This is a genomic window from Streptomyces sp. NBC_01450, from assembly GCF_036227505.1.
Classification (GTDB): Bacteria; Actinomycetota; Actinomycetes; order Streptomycetales; family Streptomycetaceae; genus Streptomyces.
Map to the genome: position 1 here is coordinate 2188711 of NZ_CP109480.1, position 21160 is coordinate 2209870.

18 protein-coding genes and 3 tRNA genes are annotated in these 21160 nt (G+C 71.8%); 9 read left to right on the forward strand and 12 right to left on the reverse strand.

The features are described from left to right. Positions 1–77: 77 nt before the first annotated feature. Positions 78–1166, reverse strand: a complete 1089-nt coding sequence (locus OG568_RS10105) for a WD40/YVTN/BNR-like repeat-containing protein (RefSeq protein WP_329531183.1) — start codon at positions 1164–1166, stop codon at positions 78–80. 258 nt (positions 1167–1424) lie between these two features. On the opposite strand from OG568_RS10105, the gene OG568_RS10110 reads away from it, so the two are divergent. Next, positions 1425–1841, forward strand: a complete 417-nt coding sequence (locus OG568_RS10110) for an SsgA family sporulation/cell division regulator (protein ID WP_266427576.1) — start codon at positions 1425–1427, stop codon at positions 1839–1841. Positions 1842–1856: 15 nt separating this feature from the next. On the opposite strand, the gene OG568_RS10115 is transcribed toward OG568_RS10110, so the two are convergent. After that, positions 1857–2711, reverse strand: a complete 855-nt coding sequence (locus tag OG568_RS10115) for an isocitrate lyase/PEP mutase family protein (protein ID WP_329531184.1) — start codon at positions 2709–2711, stop codon at positions 1857–1859. A gap of 122 nt (positions 2712–2833) precedes the next feature. Next, entirely contained in the window at positions 2834–3514 is a 681-nt protein-coding gene (locus OG568_RS10120) for a GOLPH3/VPS74 family protein (RefSeq protein ID WP_266427580.1), read from the reverse strand. A gap of 323 nt (positions 3515–3837) precedes the next feature. Between OG568_RS10120 and OG568_RS10125 the strand changes: the two genes are divergently transcribed. From OG568_RS10125 to OG568_RS10135, 3 genes are all read left to right on the forward strand, one after another. Continuing rightward, positions 3838–5472 carry an ABC-F family ATP-binding cassette domain-containing protein gene (locus tag OG568_RS10125; RefSeq protein WP_329531185.1) on the forward strand — a complete coding sequence of 545 codons (1635 nt, stop codon included), beginning with the start codon at positions 3838–3840 and terminating at the stop codon, positions 5470–5472. 249 nt (positions 5473–5721) lie between these two features. Further along, entirely contained in the window at positions 5722–6498 is a 777-nt protein-coding gene (gene ddaH, locus OG568_RS10130) for a dimethylargininase (protein WP_266427584.1), read from the forward strand. Between the two features lie 189 nt (positions 6499–6687). Further along, complete coding sequence (locus OG568_RS10135; RefSeq protein ID WP_329531186.1) at positions 6688–7665, forward strand: acyl-ACP desaturase; 978 nt, start codon at positions 6688–6690, stop codon at positions 7663–7665. 21 nt (positions 7666–7686) lie between these two features. On the opposite strand, the gene OG568_RS10140 is transcribed toward OG568_RS10135, so the two are convergent. From OG568_RS10140 to OG568_RS10170, 7 genes are all read right to left on the reverse strand, one after another. After that, complete coding sequence (locus OG568_RS10140; protein WP_329531187.1) at positions 7687–9051, reverse strand: hypothetical protein; 1365 nt, start codon at positions 9049–9051, stop codon at positions 7687–7689. A 269-nt stretch (positions 9052–9320) separates the two neighbouring features. After that, positions 9321–9397 (reverse strand) — tRNA-Trp (locus OG568_RS10145). A 9-nt stretch (positions 9398–9406) separates the two neighbouring features. Beyond that, complete coding sequence (locus OG568_RS10150; RefSeq protein ID WP_329531188.1) at positions 9407–10609, reverse strand: ribonuclease inhibitor; 1203 nt, start codon at positions 10607–10609, stop codon at positions 9407–9409. Further along, complete coding sequence (locus OG568_RS10155; RefSeq protein WP_329531189.1) at positions 10603–12006, reverse strand: SDR family NAD(P)-dependent oxidoreductase; 1404 nt, start codon at positions 12004–12006, stop codon at positions 10603–10605. Before OG568_RS10155 ends, OG568_RS10150 begins: the two co-directional genes overlap by 7 nt. Before the next feature lie 28 nt (positions 12007–12034). Then, positions 12035–12106 (reverse strand) — tRNA-Gly (locus tag OG568_RS10160). Positions 12107–12137: 31 nt separating this feature from the next. Next, positions 12138–12209 (reverse strand) — tRNA-Glu (locus OG568_RS10165). A gap of 171 nt (positions 12210–12380) precedes the next feature. Next, positions 12381–12629 (reverse strand): WhiB family transcriptional regulator, encoded by a 249-nt coding sequence (locus tag OG568_RS10170; RefSeq protein ID WP_266431807.1) that lies wholly within the window; start codon positions 12627–12629, stop codon positions 12381–12383. Between the two features lie 233 nt (positions 12630–12862). Between OG568_RS10170 and OG568_RS10175 the strand changes: the two genes are divergently transcribed. Then, positions 12863–13654 (forward strand): VOC family protein, encoded by a 792-nt coding sequence (locus tag OG568_RS10175; RefSeq protein ID WP_329531190.1) that lies wholly within the window; start codon positions 12863–12865, stop codon positions 13652–13654. 247 nt (positions 13655–13901) lie between these two features. Next, the gene (locus OG568_RS10180; protein WP_443077603.1) at positions 13902–14567 is read left to right on the forward strand and encodes a TetR/AcrR family transcriptional regulator; all 666 of its coding nucleotides are present in this window, start codon (positions 13902–13904) and stop codon (positions 14565–14567) included. Between the two features lie 54 nt (positions 14568–14621). On the opposite strand, the gene OG568_RS10185 is transcribed toward OG568_RS10180, so the two are convergent. Beyond that, positions 14622–15659 carry a LacI family DNA-binding transcriptional regulator gene (locus OG568_RS10185; RefSeq protein WP_329531192.1) on the reverse strand — a complete coding sequence of 346 codons (1038 nt, stop codon included), beginning with the start codon at positions 15657–15659 and terminating at the stop codon, positions 14622–14624. Positions 15660–15809: 150 nt separating this feature from the next. Between OG568_RS10185 and OG568_RS10190 the strand changes: the two genes are divergently transcribed. Together OG568_RS10190 and OG568_RS10195 are read left to right on the forward strand one after the other, a co-directional pair. Beyond that, the gene (locus tag OG568_RS10190; RefSeq protein WP_329531193.1) at positions 15810–16700 is read left to right on the forward strand and encodes a hypothetical protein; all 891 of its coding nucleotides are present in this window, start codon (positions 15810–15812) and stop codon (positions 16698–16700) included. A 95-nt stretch (positions 16701–16795) separates the two neighbouring features. After that, the gene (locus OG568_RS10195) at positions 16796–18892 is read left to right on the forward strand and encodes a HEAT repeat domain-containing protein (protein ID WP_329531194.1); all 2097 of its coding nucleotides are present in this window, start codon (positions 16796–16798) and stop codon (positions 18890–18892) included. Between the two features lie 75 nt (positions 18893–18967). On the opposite strand, the gene ligD is transcribed toward OG568_RS10195, so the two are convergent. Then, positions 18968–19984 carry a non-homologous end-joining DNA ligase gene (gene ligD, locus OG568_RS10200; RefSeq protein WP_329531195.1) on the reverse strand — a complete coding sequence of 339 codons (1017 nt, stop codon included), beginning with the start codon at positions 19982–19984 and terminating at the stop codon, positions 18968–18970. A 74-nt stretch (positions 19985–20058) separates the two neighbouring features. Between ligD and OG568_RS10205 the strand changes: the two genes are divergently transcribed. Next, the gene (locus OG568_RS10205) at positions 20059–21129 is read left to right on the forward strand and encodes an ATP-dependent DNA ligase (protein ID WP_266631962.1); all 1071 of its coding nucleotides are present in this window, start codon (positions 20059–20061) and stop codon (positions 21127–21129) included. Positions 21130–21160 lie beyond the last annotated feature (31 nt).

Here is a 21160-nt window from a genome sequence, read left to right on the forward strand (position 1 = left end):
TGCATGTGCTCGTACTGGCGTTCGCGCTTGGGGCTGGAGCCACGGGGCATGACGGCTCGTCGCGGGGCACGCGGCGATCACCGCTCCAGACGTGCCACCCGGCCCTTCTCCCCGGACGCCCAGCAGCCCAGGTCGGGGGTGCAGTCCACGGTGTCGTACGAGCCGGTGTCCAGGGCGTGCCAGGTGCGGCCGCCGTCGGTCGTGAGATCGGTGCCGGTCGGGCCGACCGCGAGCGCGGAGGTGCGGCTGTGCGGGAGCCAGGCGACACCGGAGCGGTAGGCGGGCGGCGGCTGGACGGCCGGGGTCCAGGTGCGCCCGCCGTCGGGGGTGAGGGCGGCCGCCTGGGGCGATGCCTGGTCGGCGCGGTAGTCGCCGCCGACCGCGAGGCCGTGGGCGCGGTCCCGGAAGGCGAGGGCGAAGACGCCACGCGCCGGGTCGCCCGCCGGAATCGGCGTCTCGGCCGCCTTCCAGGTCAGTCCCCGGTCCGTGGAGTGCAGCACACGTGCGTGTGCGCCCCCGCCGGTGGCCAGCCAGGCATCGTGCGATCCCGCGCTGACGAGGCACTGTCCACTGGCGGCGAAGCCCGCCTCGCCGTCCTGCGCGGCAGGCATGCCGTCGCTGGGCAGCACCTTCCAGGACCGTCCGCCGTCGCTGGTGGACAGGATGCGGAACCTGCCGTCCACGGGGTCGCTCAGCGCGAGGCCGTGGCGCCGGTCGAAGAAGGTCAGGCAGTCGTAGAAGGCCTTCGCGTCGGTGTTGCGGAAGGACTCGGTCCAGGTCGCGCCGCCGTCGTCGGTCCTGAAGACCCGGGAGGCCTCGCCCTCACCGATGGCGAGGACCACCGCGCGCCGCGCGTCGAACGCCTCGATGTCGCGGAACTCCAGGTCGGCGGCGCCGGCCGGCGACACGTTCCGCCACTTCGCGCCCCCGTCGGTGGTCCGCAGGACGGTGCCCTGGGAACCCGCCACCCAGGCGGTGTCCCGGCTGACGGCCGACAGTCCGCGGAAGCGTACGTCGCTCCCGCTGTCCTTGAGCGCCCAGTGGGCCGCCTTCCCCGCCTCGTGTGCCTGCGCGGGCGCCGCCGTCAGCGCGGCGGCGAACGCCGCCGCGCACAATCCCACGGTGACCGCCCGACTCGTACGTCTCGACTTCCCCAAGCCCCTCATGGCGGGCGAAGCTAGCCCACTCCCTCGGCGCCGTCCAGATGGCCTTCGGCGGGAACCCGGGGGCCGCGGTTGGTGTCCTCTCCGGTATCCCGGGCATGTCGGAACGAGAAATGGATCACTACGTGTCACCGAGGTGAATGAACTCGGTGACAGAGGTCACTGGGTTTCGGGTGCACTGAATGGCTCATTCCGTCGTCTCCTACATTGCCTGGCCTCATCCGCCCGGAGTTCGTCCAGCCGTCACAAGGGAGCAAGGCGTTGTCCACCGTCATCGAGCAGCCCGTAGAGGCCCGTCTCGTCGCCGCCGCCCCGCGGATGCCGAGCATTCCCGCCACACTCCACTACGACCGGAGCGACCCCTTCGCCGTCCGTATGACCTTCCCCGCCCCGGCCACGCTGGAAGGCGTGGAGGTCTGCTGGACGTTCGCGCGCGAGCTGCTCGCGTCCGGCATGGAGGACTCGGTGGGGTACGGCGACGTACGGGTGCGGCCGTACGGCTACGACCGCACCGTTCTGGAGTTCCACGCCCCCGAGGGCACCGCCGTGGTGCATGTGCGCTCGGGCGAGATGCGGACGTTCCTGCAGCGCACGACCGAGCTGGTGCCCGTCGGGCTCGAGCATCTTCAGGTCGACCTGGACCACGACCTGGCGGAGCTGATGCGGGGCACCTGCTGAGCGGCGCCCCCGTCCTCAGCGACCGCCGCCCAGCACGGTGTTGAGCTCGGCGTAGTCGAGTCCACCGGTCAGCGAGTCGTAGGTCCCCGCGCTCAGCAGCTCCCGCGCGGCACGGCGGACCACGGCGTGCGCGGCCTGCGCGATGCTCGAGCCCGCGCTGATCCGGGCGACCCCGAGCGCGGCCAGCTCGGCGACGGCCGGCGCACCAGGTCCGACCAGCACGTTGAGCGGGCCCTCGACACCCGCCACGAGCGACTTCACCGTCTGCGGGTCGACGGCCCCGGGGACGAAGATCCCGTCAGCTCCGGCGGCGAGGAAGGCCGCGGCTCGCTCCAGGGTCTCCTCGACCCCTCCCGCGCCGCTCAGAACAGTGTCGATGCGGGCGTTGATGAACAGCGGAACACCCGCCGCATCGGCTGCGGCGCGGGCCGCGGCGATACGTTCCGCCTGCTCGGCGACCGGGCGCAGCGGGCCACGGCCGCCGACGCCGTCACCCTCGCCGTCGTACAGCGCGTCCTCGATGTTCACGCCCACGGCGCCGGCCGCGAGTGCCGCGCGGATCGTGTTCCCGACGCCCGCGGCGTCCTTCGCGTAGCCGCTCTCGATGTCCGCGCTCACCGGGACCCGGACCGCGGCGGCGATGCGTGCGACCGCGCCGAGGGCCCGGTCCCGATCCAGCCGGTCCCCGTCGGCCGTTCCCAGGTCCCAGGCGAGCCCCGCGCTGGTCGTCGCGACGGCGGCCGCTCCCGCCTCCTCGACCAGAAGCGCGCTCGCCGTGTCCCAGGCGTTCGGGAGGACCAGGGGGCGGCCGGGGGTGTGCAGGGCGCGGAAGGCGAGGGCGGCTTCGTGGGTGGGGTTCTGGTTCGTCATGGGGACGATCCCATCACCGGGGGCGGGGTGGAGGCTGGCAGGAATGCGACATGTGCGTGCGGTACCGGGAAGCGTCGCCGGGGTGGCCGGCGCGCGGGTCCCCGCGCCCCTTGCCGAACGCTTCATCCCCCCGTTGCCGCCCCCGAGGTCGATGCCGCCGTGGCGGCGACGACGATCGCGGTGCGGACCTCCTGGATGACCTTCTTCAGCGCCGGGGCCGCCGCTCCGCTCCGGTCGGTCAGCTCCTCGATGCGCTGCTTGTACAGCTTGCGGTCCTTCCCGGACGCCAGGGTGCGCAGCTCGGCCGCGGCGGCGAGAGCGACGAGGGCCGCGTCGCGGTCGGAGACTTCCACGACGGGCAGGGGCCCTTGCAGCACGGTCCTTGCCTCCTCCTGGAGCGCCTCCGCCGCGGACACCCGATCCAGTTCGTACTCCACGGACGGGAAGAGTCCGAGCACCCGCTTCTTCTCGGCCCGCAGGTACCCCTCGGCGGCGAGCTGCGCGCGGACCGCGTCCAGGGTGACGCGCGCCCGCAGGGTCACCCACGCCTTCCACTTCCGGGGCCGGGACTCCTCCACCAGTTCCAGCAGCCCGTCGAGGACGAGGTCCCCCGTACGGGCGTCGGCGTCGACCGGCGTGGCGATGCCGTCCACGTCGGCGAGCAGCCCTCGCTGGGCGAGCTCCGTGAGGGCGCCGGCGCGCACCAGGTGGTGGAGATGGGTCGCGCCGGTGACCTTGAGCCTCGTGGTGTCCCAGGCCAGCAGATAGAGCCGGGCGGGCAGCGACAGCGAGCCGTTGGGCACGGGCGCCTCCTTCGGGGTCGAGGCCGGGGCCACGCGGGGTCGAGGTCGGGGCCACGTTAATGCGTTGACAGCGTTCAGGGCCGTTCCTACGGTGTACAGCGGTCCTGTTGTCGTCGATCGGAGAAGGACGTTGCTCGTCTGAGGTCTGAGACACCGCGTCACATGGTGGGTTCTTTCCACCCCCGTGTGCGTAGCGTGCGACCTCGGCGTATGAGCCGTCCTCCGGTGCGGGGCCTTGTTTCCGCCCTCCCGACCGGATCGTCGTCACCTCGCGGTGTCCCGAACGCGTGCCCCTGACCGCACCCAGTAACCGCGAGGCCTTCATGTCTTCTTTCCCCACCTCCCTCACCTGTACCTCCCTCTCCTTCGCCTGGCCCGACGGGACCGCCGTCTTCGACGACCTCCAGATCTCCTTCGGCCCCGGCAGGACCGGGCTCGTCGGCGTCAACGGATCAGGGAAGTCGACCCTGCTGAAGCTGATCGCGGGCGAACTCACCCCGGACGAGGGCACGATCCGCGTCAACGGCGAGGTCGGCTACCTGCCGCAGAACGTCACGCTCGACACCGCCCTGCGGGTCGACGAGGCGCTCGGCATCGCCGCCACGCGTGCCGCGCTGCACGCCATCGAGACGGGCGACGCGGCCGAGGAGCACTTCGAGGTCGTCGGCGACGACTGGGACGTCGAGGAGCGGGCACTCGCGATGCTCGGTGAACTCGGGCTCGGGCACGTCGAGTTGGACCGCACCATCGGCGAGGTCTCGGGCGGCGAGTCGGTACTGCTGCGCCTGGCCGCGCTGCTGCTGCGCCGTCCGGACGTCCTGCTGCTGGACGAACCCACCAACAACCTCGACCTGTACGCGCGCAGGCGGCTGTACGCGGCCGTCGAGGCCTGGTCCGGGGTCATGGTCGTGGTCAGCCACGACCGTGAACTGCTGGACCTGGTCGACCAGATCGCCGATCTGCGCTCGGGAGAGGTCACCTGGTACGGGGGCAACTTCTCCGCGTACGAGGAGGTCCTCGCCGGCGAACAGGAGGCGGCGGAACGCATGGTGCGCGTCGCCGAGGCCGATCTGAAGAAGCAGAAGCGCGAACTGGTCGACGCGCAGGTCAAGCTCGCCCGTCGAGGGCGCTACGGCCAGAAGATGTTCGACCAGAAGCGCGAGCCGAAGATCGTCATGGGTGCGCGCAAACGGGCCGCCCAGGAGTCCGCGGGCAAGCACCGCGTCATGCACGAGGAGAAGCTCGCCGAGGCGAAGGAACGGCTCGACGACGCGGTGGAGGCCGTACGGGACGACGACGAGATCCGTGTCGACCTGCCGTACACGGCCGTGCCGCCGGGCCGTACCGTCCTCACGCTGGAGAATCTGGTGCTGCGGTACGGCACGCGCGTGGACGGTGTGTTCGATCTGCGCGGGCCCGAGCGGGTCGCGCTGATCGGGCGCAACGGCGCGGGCAAGACGACGCTGCTGCGGACGATCGCCGGGGAGCTGGAGGCCGTGTCGGGTCTGGCGCGGGTCCATGTGCCGCTGCGGTTTCTGCCCCAGCGGCTCGATGTGCTCGACGGGGAGCGGACCGTGGTCGAGAACGTGGTCCGGTTCGCGCCTTCCGCCACCAACAACCGGATCCGGGCGCGACTCGCCCGCTTCCTGTTCAAGGGGGCGAAGGCCGACCAGCGGGCGGCGACGCTCTCCGGCGGCGAACGCTTCCGGGCGGCGCTCGCCGCGCTGATGCTCGCCGAGCCCGCGCCGCAGCTTCTGATGCTCGACGAGCCGACGAACAACCTCGACCTGGCGAGCGTCCGCCAGCTCACCACGGCACTCGAGTCCTACGAGGGCACGCTGATCGTCGCCAGCCATGACCTGCCGTTCCTGGAGTCGATCGGAATCACACGCCGGCTGCTGCTGGAAGGAGGAGAACTGAAAGAAACGACGCAGGAACCTGTCGGGTATCCGACATAGCGCCGGTCCCGGAGGCTGACTAACGTCGCTCTCGGGCACCGCCCCGCGTCACGTTCGGACGTGGGTCCGCCCGCCGTCCGGTCCGGGGGCCACCCCGCGTCCGGACGGAGCCGTCCACCGTCCGTCTCGGGCGTCGGCCCTCCGCTGCCGAGGCCCGGGAGCCGCCCGCGCCGATTCGGGGGCTGTTGTGCGCGCGAACGGCGCTGCATGATGTGCGCCGACGCACCCTGCCGATTCGGAGACCGCACCGTGCCCAGCCAGAAAGCCCTCATCCGCAGGCCCAGTCCCCGTCTCGCCGAGGGGCTGGTGACGCACATCGAGCGCGAGAAGGTGGACGTCGACCTGGCCGTAGAACAGTGGGAGGCGTACGCGGAGGCGCTGCGCACACACGGCTGGGAGACCGTCGAGGTCGATCCGGCCGACGACTGCCCCGACTCCGTCTTCGTCGAGGACGCCGTGGTCGTCTTCCGCAATGTCGCGCTGATCTCCCGCCCCGGCGCCGAGTCCCGGCGTGCCGAGACCGCCGGGGTCGAGGAGGCCGTGGCCCGGCTGGGCTGCTCGGTGAACTGGATCTGGGAGCCGGGCACCCTCGACGGCGGTGACGTCCTGAAGGTCGGCGACACCGTGTACGTGGGCCGCGGCGGGCGCACCAACGCGGCCGGAGTCCAGCAGCTACGGGCGGCCCTCGAACCGCTCGGGGCGCGGGTCGTGGCCGTACCCGTGAGCAAGGTGCTGCATCTGAAGTCGGCGGTCACCGCGCTGCCCGACGGAACCGTGATCGGCCATGAGCCACTGGTGGACACGACCTCGCTCTTCCCGCGCTTCCTGCCGGTGCCGGAGGAGTCCGGGGCGCATGTCGTGCTGCTCGGCGGCGAAAAGCTGCTGATGGCGGCGAGCGCCCCGAAGACGGCGGAGCTGCTCGCGGGCCTCGGTCACGAACCCGTTCTCGTGGACATCAGCGAGTTCGAGAAACTCGAGGGCTGCGTGACCTGCCTCTCGGTACGACTCCGGGAGCTGTACCTCTGAATGTGCCCGCTCCCCCGCCGACACCCCCACTGATCAGGCACTCTTTACAGCGAACTTAACCTACGGTTTCGTAACCTACGGATACGTAGCCTACGATGCCGTAGGTTTCGATTCCGCTCGGAAACCCGCCGAGTAACCCGCTCGGCCACCCGCTCAGCAACTCGCTTTTCACGTCCCCCTGGAGCACCCGTGACGATCACTTCTCCCCACCTTGGCAGCCCGTCCGCCGCCTGGACCGACGCTCGGCTGCTCTACGCGCTGGAAGAAGTGGTCGAGACCGAGCTCAACCGCCACCTCAAGGTGGCCAAGGACTGGATGCCGCACGAGTACGTGCCGTTCAGCGACGCCCGCAACTTCCCCGGCTTCTTCGAGGACGGCGAGGCCTGGGACAAGGAGCAGTCCAAGGTCACGGAGATCGGCCGGATCGCACTGGTCGTCAACCTGCTCACCGAGGACAACCTGCCGAGCTACCACCACGAGATCGCCGCGCTCTTCGGCCGTGACGGCGCCTGGGGCACCTGGGTGCACCGCTGGACCGCGGAGGAGGGCCGGCACGGCATCGTGATGCGCGACTACCTGCTCGCCTCGCGCGCCGTCGACCCCGACAAGCTCGAGGCGTTCCGTATGGCGCACATGAACGAGGGCTTCGAGTCGGACAACCGCCACTCGATGCTGCACACGGTCGCCTACGTCGCCTTCCAGGAGCTCGCGACCCGCGTCTCGCACCGCAACACCGGTCACCAGTCGGGCGACCCGGTCTGCGACCGCATGCTGGCGCGCATCGCGACCGACGAGAACCTGCACATGGTCTTCTACCGGAACCTGCTCAAGGCCGCGTTCGAGCTGGCCCCCGACCTGACCATGCAGTCCGTGCGCGACGTCGTCGTCAACTTCCGGATGCCCGGACACGGTATGCCCGGCTTCGAGCGCGCCGCCGCGCAGATGGCCATCGGCGAGGTCTACAACATGCGCATCCACCACGACGACGTGCTGCAGCCGGTGCTGCGCCACCTGAAGGTCCTGGAGATGGACGGCCTCGGCCCCGAGGGCCTGCAGGCCCAGGAGGAGCTGGGCTTCTTCATGGGCGGCCTGGACGCGGAGGCCTCGAAGTTCGACGAGAAGCTCGCGGCCCGCAAGGCGCGGATGGCCGCGCGCGCCGCCGGCTGACCCTCTCCGGCCGAAGTCGCTTCACTCGTACGCCGTCACCTGGTCCAGCGCCGCGTCCCGCACGTCGGCCACCGGGTGGCGGCGCAGTGCTCTCAGCCGCTCCCGCCAGGGCGCGGCCCAGCCCGTGCGGGCGCCGATCGCCCCGGTGACGGCCGCCGCGAGCAGTCCCTCGCCGTGTCCGCCGTGCGCACCCAGCCGCCGCACCACGGCCAGCAGGACGTCGGGATCCCCCTCGTGCGCCTGCCGCCGCAGCCGCTCCCCGAGCTCCCGGGCCGTCCGTGCGGCCAGCGCCGGGCGTCCCTCGGTGAGGGCGGCCAGGCGCTCCAGGTCCCCCGGTTCCCCGTCCAGGTCCAGGTGGAACGCCGTGATCGCGGCCGCCTGCGGTACGAAGGCGTCGTACCCGGCGAGCAGTTCGCCGGCGGCGAGGGCCGCGGGACGGATGGGCCCCGGGGCCGTCCTGGCCTGCTGGGCGAGGCGCACGACGAGGTGGTCGACGCGCCTCCTGGCCGGCCGATCGCGCCGTTCGTCGGCATCGGCGCGGCCGACGTCCTGCGTCGCGGCGGCGGTCTCCGCCTCGGCCAACGCCCGCAGCGCCCGCTCAAGACCCCGACCGCCGCGCGGTGAGCCCGCCGCCGCGGTCACCAGACCATTGGCCGCCGCGCGCCAGCCGATACGCCCCGTCAGATCGGCGACGGCGTCGGCGAGGACCGTCGGGGACTCGGGGGACCAGGGCGCCCAGCGAGCCAGGGCGTCGAAGGCCAGGGTCGCGGTCTCGGGGTCGTCGGTGGACGACACCTCGCGGACCAGCCCGGCGTACCGCTCACGGTGGGGCTCGGGCAGGTCCAGCGGGGTGACGCGCAGGATGGCGGTACGGAGCACCGGCTCGGCGCCGGCGGCGTCGCGCAGCAGGCCCCAGACCGGTTCCTCGGCGAGCAGGCCGCCCGCGAAGGCCACGATGGCGGCGCGGACGTCGGCATGGGTGCCCGGCGCCGCGTACGCCTCGGCCAGCAGCGCGGCCGCCCGTGGCATCGGGAGCCGTACGGCGGCGAGCCGGGCGGCCTCCTTGCGGCTCGTCACCTTGGCGCGCGGCGCGAACAGCACCGCACGCAGCTGTGCGGCCAGGAGCGACGGTGCCGCGTACCGGGACGCCCGGGTGGCCGCGTAGACCGCGACCCGTGCCCGCTCGCCCCCCGCGTGCGCCAGCAGTTCGGGCAGCGCGTCGGCGGGCCGGTCCGTACGGGCGAGTGCGGCGAGCGCCGCTTCGGCGAGCCGCACGTCCGGGGAATCGGTCCAGTGGCGTACGAGATCGGCGCCACGGCCCGGGACGAGGGCGGCCTGCCCGACGGCGGCCGACCGCATGAGCGGCAGCTCGGCCTGGTCCGCCAAATGACGGCGATTCCCCGTTCGTACGGTCCGCGGGTTTCGAGTTCTTCCAGCACCGGCCGCAGCGGGACCAACTCCCCCACCTGCACGGCGAGTTCGCGCATGCGCTGAGGGAAGGGCAGCGGGTCGAGGGCGTTGAGCAGACTTTCGGCGTGCCGCTGCGGGGTGCGATCCATGCGGGGATTGTGCCTGCTGAAGCGTGGGCGGCGTACCGATTTCCCGGTGCGGTCCGGCGGGCCGGGGCCATCGTCCGAACCCCTGAAGGGAAGGGGGGCGGAGCGGCTGGATTCGAACCAGCGTGTTCCGGTTTTGGAGACCAGGCGCGCCTGCCTCTGCGCTACGACCCCGCCCTTGAGGCCTAGCGTAGCGGCGCCGTGCGGTGGACGCTGCGTACGGCGGCGACGTCGGCGGGGACCGACGGCATCGGGACGTGCGCGCTGAGCGCGTCCAGGCGTCGCTTCACGCTGGTCGCGATGGACCGGCCCAGGACGAACCGGGTCGCGGTCGCGGCACGCGGCGCGGTGTCGAGGAGACGGTGCGCCTCGCGGCTGCGCATGCCGGTGTGGGTGAGGACGAGGTGGGTGAGGCGGTGTTCGGCGCCCGCGAGGGTGTGCGCGATGTCGGTGGCAGCCGTGAGGTCGACGCGGTTGTCTGCGGCGCCGAGCGCCCCGGCCGCCTTTACCCGCCCGAGGTCGAGCAGGGTGACCCCGGCCGCGGTCGCGGCCGCCACCAGGCGGGCGGCGGCGCTCGGACCGATGCCGTTGCTGGCGACGGAAAGCCGGGCCAGCCGTCCGTGCGGCGCCCGCTCCAGCGCGTGGGCGAGACGCAGCGCGCCCGCGTCGCCCAACGTTGCGGCGGATACGTAGAGTTCGTCGACCGCGCCCTCGGCGATCAGCGCGGACAACGGCACCGTACCCGCCTCGCCCAGCGGATTGCCGCCCACGAACAGTCGCTCGATACGGCGGCCGTTCTCCGCCGCGGCGAGGAGGGCGTCGGCGAGGACGACGACGCCCGCCGCGTCGAGCCCGGTCTGCACGAGGTCGAGCGTGCGCAACGACCGTGCGGCCTCGACGAGTTCGGCGGCGGCCCGCCCTCCTGCGCTGCCGAGCGGGTTGCGCTTGAGCCATACGCCCGTGACGACCCGAGGCGAGGCGCGCAGGTTGTCGGCGATGCGGCAGGCGCCGCCCGCGGTGATCCCGTTGCAGCCGAGGTACAGCGTCTCGACCTCGGCGCTCACGGTGACCGCGGCGGCACCCTCGTCCCCGAGCCCGTCGGTGCCAAGCAGCAGATGCCGTACGGGAGAAGGTCCGTCCGAGACGGCGGACACCTCGGAGAGGGCCTCGGCGACCAGCGCCGCGCCCCGCGCGCCGAGTCCCTGCTTGCACAGGTCGAGGCGCCCGTCGGGCAGCGCCGTACCGGCCGTGAAGTCCAGCCGCTCACCGGCCGGACGGCCGTCGCGCAACCAGGCGAGCAGCGGGGCGAGTTCGGCCAAGGGGCGCGGCACGACCGGCGGTACGCCCGTGAGGGGCAGGTCCGGCTCCCGCTCCGGCTCGCTCACCATTGCGCCTCCTGGTAGTCCTTGAGGAACACCCCGGACACGGGCGCGCCCGCCTCGCCCCGCACGATCGGGTCGTACACCCGGGCCGCCCCGTCCACGATGTCGAGGGGGGTGCGGAACCCCGCACCTGCCATCCGCTCCTTCTTCGGGGCGGGGTTCTCGTCGGTGATCCAGCCGGTGTCGACGGCGCACATGTGCACGCCCTGCTCGGCGAGTTCGGCGGCGCTGGTGCGCGTGAGCATGTTGAGGGCGGCCTTGGCCATGTTGGTGTGCGGATGGCCGGCCATCTTGTTGCGTACGGCGAAGCGGCCCTCGACGGCCGTCACGTTGACGACATAGCGCCGCGGGTGGGGCGAGGCGAGCAGCAGGGGCAGCAGCCGGTCGCAGAGCAGCGCCGGGGCGAGCGCGTTGACCAACTGGGTCTCCAGGACCTCGGCCGGGTCGAGTGCGCCCAGCCGGGCCGACCAGGAGTTCTCCGGGGAGGGGTCGGGCAGCAGCCCCGCCTCGTCGGCCTCCCGCAAGGCCGCGGGTAGCGCCAGGGGGCCACTCCCCAGGGCCCGCATCGGTGTGAACCCCGGTGCCTCCCGGGCCCCTTCGGGCAGTCCGGCGCGCTCCCCGGCGGCCAGCAGCGCGTAGGACTCGGCGGGCCGCCGTACCGTCTGCGCGGCGTTGTTGACCAGGATGTCGAGGGGTTCGCCCTCCTGCCTCAACTGCTCGCAGATCCCGAGTACCTGGCGCGGATCACGGAGATCCACCGCCAGCACCGTCAGCCGGTCCAGCCACTTCGCGCTGCCCGGTTCGGCGCGGAAGCGGCGCATGGTGTCGTGCGGGAAGCGGCTGGTGACCAGGAGTTCGGCGCCGTCGCGCAGCATCATCAGGGCCAGCTGGAAGCCGATCTTGACCCGGCCTCCGGTGAGCAGCGCGCGACGCCCGCTCAGGTCGGTGGCGAGCGCACGCCGGGCGGAGTTGTCGGCGGCGCAGCCCGGGCACAGCCGGTGATAGAAGGGGTCGACCTGTCGATAGGGCGTCTTGCAGACATAGCAGGAGCGGGGCTTCATGAACACACCGGCTGCGGCGATGGCACCGGCTCCGGGGGCGCCCTCGGCTCCAAGGACGCTTACGGCCACAGGTCGGGCCAGTGGCGCGTCCTCCCGGCGGTCGAGGGCTCCCGTCGCGGTCGCGGCCATCACGGCCGCGTCGGCGGCGGAGAGTTCGGCGCCGCGCACCTTGCGCCTGCGCACCCGCCCGTCCCGGGCGAAGGACGCGGCGACCTGTTCGGCGCGCAGCCGCACCGGGTCGTCGACGGGCAGCGCCCGCAGCCTGCCGACCGTACGGTGGAACGCCGCCAGTTCGTCCTGCGTGATCGCGTCTTCCTGCGTGATCGCGCCGCCGTCACCCATGTGTCCCCGCCCCGCGTGTGCGCCGCCGTGGTCCTGACCGGATTCGAACCGGCGTATCCGCCTTGGCTGGACGGTGAGTCTGCCTCTGCTCCACAGGACCCTGCTGTCCCGGTCCCCCCGGTCGGACGCAGCCCGGACGACCGGATTCGAACCGGCGTATCCGCCTTGAGAGGGCGGCGAGTCTGCCTCTGCTCTACGCCCGGGTGCGCCACGGGGATCCTAACCACCGCACGCCGGATCGCCCCACCGAATTACGGCAGGGCACCGCATCACGGCAGGGCACCGGACCGGGGCAAGGTGCCGCCCGGACGCGGCTGTTCACGGCGTCCGGCGCGGGGCCCTGTGCCGTAGGGGGCAGTTCGGCGTCGTAGGTGTCAGTTCTGGTCCGAGCGCCGGAGGTTGAGCCGTTCCTTCTCCGACAGGCCGCCCCAGACTCCGAAGCGTTCGTCGTTGTTCAGCGCGTACTCGAGGCAGACGGAGCGCATCTCGCACATCGCGCAGATGCGCTTTGCCTCACGCACCGAGCTGCCCGGCTCGGGAAAGAAGAAATCGGCCCCGGTCTGCGCGCACAACGCCTGCTCCTGCCAGGCGGAGTCGGCCGGGGTGATGGTGTCGGTGTGCATGACGACGATCGTGCCGCGCGGCGAAAAACGTTCGATCAACGCGGGATCAACGCCACGTTCCGAGGCGCCAGGCGGCTCGCCGCAAAGTATGAAAACAAAACAAACATAACCGATCACCCAGGGTAATCACCATGGTCTCTCCTGCCCGTGGTGGGAGTCCTGGCGGCGATTGTCAGTGGGCGGTGCCAGACTCGGCAGTACAGGCAACGGGACCCCTCAAAGGAGGGCACAACATGCTCACCACCCGCTTTGTCACGGGCGCTCCGAACTGGCTCGATGTCGGCACCCCCGACATCGAAGGCGCCACATCCTTCTATGGCGGCCTCTTCGGCTGGCAGTTCCAGTCGGCAGGGCCCGACGCCGGCGGCTACGGTTTCTTCCAGCTCGCCGGAAAGACCGCCGCGGGCGGTATGCAGACCACCGAGGAGCAGGGCCCACCCTCCTGGACGGTGTACTTCCAGAGCCCCGACGCGCAGGCCACGGCCAAGGCGGCCGAGCAGGCCGGCGGCAGTGTGATCATCCAGCCCATGGATGTCATGGGCCAGGGCCACATGGCGATTCTCGGGGACGAGGCGGGTGTGCCCTTCGGCATCTGGCAGCCGGCCCTGACCAAGGGCATCGACGTGGCGGGTGCCCCGGGTTCGCTGTGCTGGGTCGAGCTCTACACCCCGGACGAGCCTGCGGCCGCCGCGTTCTACAACTCCGTGTTCGGCTGGGAGACCTCGGCCGCCGCGTTCCCCGGCGGCACGTACACCTGCATCAACCCCGCCGGGGCGGAGGAGACGGACATGTTCGGCGGCGTCGTCCCGCTGGCCGACGACCCGACCGAGGCCCGGTCGGGCGCGTACTGGCTGCCGTACTTCGAGGTCACCGACACGGACGCCGCCGTCAGCAAGGCCCAGGAGTTGGGCGGCACGGTCCGCATGCCCGCCACGGACCTGGAGGGCGTCGGCCGCATGGCGAAGCTCGCCGACCCGTACGGGGCGCGCTTCGCGGTGATCAAAAGCGCGACGCCGCAGAGCTGAGAGACGGCGCAGAGCTGAGATACGGGCCGATTCGGTGGGGCCCTGCACATGGGCCCCACCGACCTCCTCATGACCGGAGACGCCGGGTCCCCCGTCCGGGACAGCACTCTCAGCCCCCATACCGAGGACCCCCGCCTCCCTGTCCCTCCCGACTCTCCCCGAAAAACGGGGAACACTCCCCAGTTCTCGATTCGACGATATCATCAGTTCCGGGGAGTGCTCCCCGGTACTTCCGAGAGGCGACATGATGACGGTCGACGTGAACAGACCCGATCCGGTGCGGCGGCGCGACGCGCGGCGCAACCGCGAGCTGTTGGTCGAGGCGGCTCGCGAGGTCTTCGCCGCGCAGGGCCTGGACGCGCCGCTCGATGTGATCGCACGCCGCGCCGGTGTCGGAAACGCCACGCTCTACCGGCACTTCCCCAGCCGCGCCGCACTGGTCGACGAGGTCTTCCGCGACTCGCTCACGCAGACCATGGCCGCCGGGGACCGGGCCCGGACCGCCGAGGACGCCTGGGCGGGTCTGCTGGGATACGTCGAAGAGGTTTTCGAGGGTCTCGCCGCGGACCGCGGTGCCAACGATCTGATGACCACCCACCTGGAGGGCGTCCACTCCCTCGACTCCGTGCACGCCCACAACCGGGAGACGCTGGAGGTACTCCTGCGCCGCGGCCGGGAACAGGGCACGATCCGCGACGATCTCACCACCGAGGACCTCCTCGTCGCGCTGGCCGTACTCGGCCGCGCCGTCCCGGCCCTCACCAGCACGGCCCCGGACGCCTGGCGCCGCCCGCTCGCCCTTCTCCTGAGCGGCCTGCGCGCCTCCCCCACCGTCACCCCGCTGCCCGAGCCGTCGCTCACGCCGATCCAACTCGGAGCGTTCCTGGGCAACTTGGGACCGCACCGGGACTGACGGAAGCAAGCGGGCGCGAACGGACGCGAGCGGGGCGCCGCGAGGGCAGTGGTCCTACGCGGAGGCCCGCCGTACCAACGTCGTCGGCAGCACGACGCCGGCGGGGCCACCGTCCAGCCCTTGCTTGCCCGTCCGGCGATCGAGGTCCCGCAGCAGCAGACGAGCCATCAACCGGCCCATTTCCTCTATGTCCTGACGGACCGTCGTGAGCGGTGGGTCGGTCTGTTCGGCGACCGGAAGCATGTCGTCGAACCCGATCACGGCGACGTCGTCCGGCACCCGCCGCCCCCGCTCGCGCAGCACCCGAAGGGCTCCCGAGGCCGTCAGGTCGTTCGCCGCGAACACCGCGTCGACGTCCGGGCAGCGCTCCAGCAGCTCCCTCATCGCGCGCTCGCCGCCCGCGGGCGTGAAGTCGCCCTCGACGACGAGTCGTGGATCGGCCTCGCCCATGACGTCCCGGAAGCCGTCGAGCCGGTCGACCGCGGACGTCTGGTCGAGGGCGCCGGTGATGTGCGCGATACGCGTACGGCCGAGTCCGACGAGATGACGTACGGCCTCGCGGGCACCGCCCCGGTTGTCGCTGTCGACGTAGACGGCCGGTCGCGCGCCGTCGCCCCAGCCGGGTCGCCCGCCGAACACGGTCGGCACGCCCGCGCCGTGGATCAGCTCCGGCAGCGGGTCGTCGAGGTGCAGCGAGAAGACGAGCGCGCCGTCGACGTGGCCGCCGGCCAGATAACGGCCGACGCGCGTGTGGTCGTCGCGGCCCTCGGTGAGCAGCAGGACGAGCTGCGAGTCGTGCGCGGTCAGCTCCTTGCTGATGCCGCGGAGCTGGAGGGCGAAGAAGGGGTCGGCGAAGACCCTGGTCTCCGGTTCGGCGATGACGACGGCGACGGCGTCGTGGCGGCGGGTGACCAGGCTGCGGGCGGCCTGGTTGGGGACGTAACCGAGCTCCTCGACGGCCCGTCTGACCCGCTCGACGAGCGGTTCGCGCACGCCGTCGCCGCCGTTGACGACGCGCGAGGCGGTGGCCCGTGAGACCCCGGCCCGCGCGGCCACGGCCTCCAGCGTGGGGCGCGACGCTGTCTCGGTCACCTCAGGGCTCCTCCTCGGCGGTTGCCGAGAAGGATAGCCCCGGGCAGCACGCGATGAGAGCGCTCCCCGACCGACGTCCACTCCGCCGAAAGTCCGTTGCGCGGGCAGTTCCCCCGGGCGAGGATCACGCCATGACCATGAGAAAGGCCCATGTCGCCTGACCGCCCGGCCACCCGCCTGGCTCCGTACGCCCGTCTCCCGCGTGTCCACCGGGACCGGCATGTCCTGCACAGCACGGTCGACGCCTACGGACGCGTCCACTGGCTGCTCACCGAGCGACCGCCCGACCCCCTCCGCGAGAATCCGTACGACGCGCTCGTCGTCACGGTCGAGGAGGGCGGGCGACCGTACGAGACACAACTCAGTGCGGTACGAGCACGGTTCGCCCGGTTCGACGCGCTGCCGGACGGCGGCTTCGTCCTCGCGAACGCCCGCAGTCGGCGCGGTGAGGAGCATGTCCAGGTGTTCGACGTCCTGGGTCGCACCTCGCACACCTTCCGCGTGGGCGACGCCATCGAGGATCTCCTGGTCGACGAGGCCGGTGACATCTGGGTCGGCTACTTCGACGAAGGCGTCTTCGGTGACGACGAGTTGAGCCGGCCGGGCCTGCGACGCTGGAGCAGCGCCGGCGAACCGCTCTGGGCGTACAAGCCCGGTCCCGACCACGACGAGATCTGCGACTGCTACGCCCTGAACGTCGGCACCCGGGCCGTCTGGGCCTGTCCCTACACCGACTTCCCTCTCCTGGAGATCCGCGACAACCACGTGGTGCGCGCCCGCGCGAACCCGGTGCGGGGCGCGCACGCGTTCGCCGTCCATGCCGACCGCGTGGTGTTCCTCGGCCCGTACGGCGAACCCGACCGGATCGTCGACTGCCGTCTGACCGAGAAGACGGTGGAACAGGTCGCACACGGCCGCCTGCTCCGCCCCGACGGCGGTGACCTCGGCCGCCACCACCGGATCGTCTGCCGGGGCCCGCGTCTCTACGTGCGGAACGAGTCCTCCAGCGACTGGGCGGTGCTGGACATCAGCGTCATCTGAGGCGCCCTCCCGGTTCCGCGGGACCCGTTGTCAGTGGCGTGCGGCATGCTGTGATCAGTGGCAGCCGTACGCCACTGCCCACGGGGGAGGTTCATGTGTTCACGGGGATCGAGGATGTCGACTGGGCGTCGATGGGACACGCCTATACGGACTCGGCGACGGACGTCCCGGAGCTGCTGTGGGGTCTCGCCTCGGACGACCCTGCCCGGCGGGACATCGCACTGGACGGGATGTACGGGGCGGTGCACCACCAGGGGGATGTGTACGACAGCACGGTCGCGTGCGTGCCGTTCCTCTTCGAGCTGGTCGCCACACCGACGGTGGCCGACCGGGGCTCGATCGTCGGACTGCTGCGCAGCATCGCGGGAGAGAAGGAGCCGGACCCGCAGGAGTTGGGCGGCGTCTTCGAGGACGAGGAGGAGGACGCCGCGTGGATCCGGCCCTTCATCGAGGCGTCGGAGCTGATCCGCGGGCGCGCCGGTTTCTTCCTCGAACTGCTGGACGACCCCGATCCGCGGTTGCGTGCGGCGCTTCCGGGCGCGCTGGCGCATCTGCACTCCGACCCGGTGCGGGTGTTCGCGGCGCTGCGCGGGCGGCTGCCCGTCGAGGAGGACCCCGAGGCCGCACGCTGCCTGGCTCGCGCGCTCGGCAGACTGTCCGTCGATCACGCGAGGACGCTCGGCGCCGAGGCGGGACGCGTGCTGCGGGACCTCGTGGACCGCACGTCCGATCCCGAGCTGCGCATGACCGCCTTGGCCCAACTGGCGCTCTGCGCACCGGACTCGCTGCCGCGGAACACCACGGAGCTGGCGTTGGAGGTGATGCGGCTGGCCTGCGAGGCCAAGCACGGCCCCGACGGGGACGCGGAAACGGAGGCGGAGCCGGAGCGGCCGCGTACGGACACGATGGTGTCGTATCTGCGGGAGCTGGAGGCCGGGCATCGCGAGAGCATCGACGCCGATGTCGCCGACGATCTCCTGGAGGACCTGCACCGGGCACTCGGCGACCGCACGGAGCCACGCTTCGAGCTGCTCAACAAGCAGTTGTGCAGCCAGGACTGGGGCCAGCGCATGGCGGCCGTCCGGATGGGCGGAATGCTGCTGACGGGCTGGCGCGCGCCGAACGATCTTCCGGTGTTCCTGCTCGCGCGCCAGGTCATCGAGGAGGACGACCGCCTCTCGAAGAGCGCGCTGAGCGAGCTGGGGTACGTGGCGCCGATCGCCCAGGTCGTCGGGGACATGCTCGCGGCGTGCGCAGAGGTGTGGGCCGACGAGTGGGAGCCCGTGGGGTGGCAGTGGACGCTCTTCGGCAGGACGCTCGAGGCACTGGCCCGGCAGGGGGATGCGCGGGCCGTCCCGGCGCTGGTCGAGGTGCTGGAGGAGGGCGGCGACGTCCCGGAGTATCTGGCCGGATGGATCGAGGCGATCGGTTCCGACACGGCGGCAGCACTGGGGCCGGTGCTGCACCGCAGGCTGTCCGCTCTGCCGCCCGGTGAGTGGAGCCGTGAGAAGGACCGTCTGATCGACGCGCTGCGTGTGCTCGCGCCGCCCGAGGCGTTGCCGCTCTTCCTCGGAATGCTGGAAGAGGAGTCGGGCCGCACCACACACTGGCGAGCTCTACGTGTTCTCGCGCGGTACGGACGGTCGGCTGACGGAGCGATTCCGCGCATACGGGAGTTGGTGACCGACGCCGCCCTCTCGGCCGACGCCCGGCTGGACGCGGCGGAGGCGCTCTGGGCGGTGAGCGGCGAATCCGGACCCGTGCTGCCCGTCATACGCGAGGGACTCGACCTGGACTGGTGGTCCGGGAGGTCCGCGGCGCTGCGGATCATTGCCGCGCTCGGCCCGGCGGCTGCCCCGCTGGCGCCGCGCTTGCGGAAGCTGATGACAGCCGATGCCGGCGGTGCCCCTGCGGCCGTCGCCCTGTGGAGAGTGACCGGCGACGCCGACGAAGTGCTACCGGTGTTGATCGAGGCATGGACGGCGACCCCTGCCGGCCGCCCGGAAACGGCGGCCTGCCTGGTCGAGATGGGTCCGGCCGCGGCACCGGCACTGCCCCTCATACGCCGGGAGTTGGCATCACCGCGCCGCCACCGCAACGACAACACCCAAGGGAACATGCGCTACGACGTCTCCTCCGACGAGGCCCTGCTGAGGGACTGTCGCCGGCTGGTGGCGACGCTCGACGGGTGACACGGCGCCACCACGCCCAGCCACCGACCGCCCCCGAGGCGGGTGACGATCCGGCGGACAGGCCCTGGCCGTGCCCTAGCCGTCCTCGCGCTTGGCTCGGCTCGGCTGTACCCGTTTGGGCTCGCCCGGCATCTTCGGGTACTCGGGGGGATACGGCAGGTCCCCGAGGCCGTGGTCGTGTTCGTCGCGGCTGGCCAGCTCCAGGAGCGCTTCGAGCGAGAAGGCGTGGTCGTCCATGTCCGCGTGCACATCGCCGAGTTCGGCGAAGCGCTTGGGCATGGTCACCAGGTCGAAGTCCCGGGGGTGTGCTTCGCCCACCTCGTCCCAGCGCAGGGGCGCGGAGACGGGGGCGTGCGGGCTGGGCCGTACCGAATAGGCGGAGGCGATCGTGCGGTCCCTCGCGGCCTGGTTGTAATCGACGAAGATCTTCTCGCCGCGTTCCTCCTTCCACCAGGCGGTGGTCACCTGGTCGGGCATCCGGCGTTCGAGTTCGCGCCCGGCGGCGATCGCGGCCCGGCGGACCTGGGTGAAGGTCCAGCGCGGCGCGATCGGGACGAAGACGTGCAGCCCGCGTCCGCCGGAGGTCTTGGGCCAGCCGCGCAGATCGCCGTACTCGTGCAGGACCTCGCGCAGCTCATGGGCGGCGCGCACCGCGTCGGCGTAGTCCGTGCCGGGCTGTGGGTCGAGGTCGATGCGGAGTTCGTCGGGGTGGTCGACGTCGTCGCGGCGCACCGGCCACGGGTGGAAGGTGAGGGTGCCGAACTGCGCGGCCCACAGCACGGCCGCGACCTCGGTGGGGCACATCTCGTCGGCCGTGCGCCCGCTGGGGAAGGTGATGTGCGCGGTCGGGATCCAGTCGGGCATGTTCTTGGGCGCCCGCTTCTGGAAGAAACTCTCGCCCGTGACGCCCTCCGGGTACCGCTCCAGGGTGGTGGGGCGGTTGCGCAGGGCACGGAGGACGCCCTCGCCGACGGACAGGTAGTACTGGGCGAGGTCCAGCTTCGTGAAGCCGCGCTCCGGAAAGAAGATCTTGCCCGGGCTGGACAGACGTACGGTCCTCCCGGCTGCGTCGAGTTCCACCGCATCGGCCATGCGAGCCACGGTAGGCGCAGCGCGCACAGCTCGCACACCGGGCGAAAGGCATCGTGTCGCCGCAGAATCGAAGCATGGATCTGCCGGTGATGCCGCCCGTGAAGCCGATGCTCGCCAAGTCCGTGGCGAAGATCCCGCCGGACATGCAGTACGAGGCGAAGTGGGACGGGTTCCGCGCGATCGTGTTCCGCGACGGCGACGAGGTCGAGCTCGGCAGTCGTACCGGCAAGACGCTGACCAGGTACTTCCCCGAGCTGGTGGAGGCGTTGCGGGAGCGGCTGCCGGAGCGCTGTGTGATGGACGGCGAGATCGTGATCGCCAGGGAGGGCCGGCTCGACTTCGACGCGCTCACCGAGCGCATCCACCCCGCGGACTCCCGGGTGCGGATGCTGGCGGAGAAGACTCCCGCCTCCTTCGTGGCCTTCGATCTGCTGGCGCTGGCCGACGAGTCGCTGCTCGACGTATCCCTCGGCGACCGGCGCGCCCTGCTGACGATGGCACTGTCCGAGGTGACGGCTCCGGTTCACCTGGCACCGGCGACCACGGACCGCGAGGTGGCGGAGCGGTGGTTCGAGCAGTACGAGGGCGCCGGCCTCGACGGGGTCATCGCCAAGCCGCTCAACCTGCGCTACCGGCAGGACGAACGGGCCATGTTCAAGATCAAGCACGAGCGCACCGCGGACGTCGTCGTCGCGGGGTACCGCCTCCACAAGAGCGGGCCCGTCGTAGGTTCCCTGCTGCTCGGTCTGTACGACGACGGGGGCACCCTCCAGCACGTGGGGGTGAGCGCGGCCTTCCCGATGAAGCGGCGGGCGGAGCTGGTGGAGGAGTTGGAGCCGCTGCGCCTGGAGGACGTCGGGCGGCATCCCTGGGCGGCCTGGTCGCAGGAGTCGGCGCACGAGTCCGCGCGGCTGCCGGGAGCGCCCAGCCGGTGGTCGACGAAGAAGGACTTCTCCTGGGTACCCCTGCGGCCCGAGCGGGTGGCGGAGGTGGCGTACGACCACATGGAGAACGGCGTGCGGTTCCGTCACACGGCCCGCTTCCGGCGCTGGCGCCCGGACCGGACCGCGGAGAGCTGTACGTACAGCCAGTTGGACGAGCCCGTCGGGTACGACCTCGCGGAGATCCTCGGCCCGCAGAACTGACACCGTCACCCGCACAACCGACCCGCGGTCC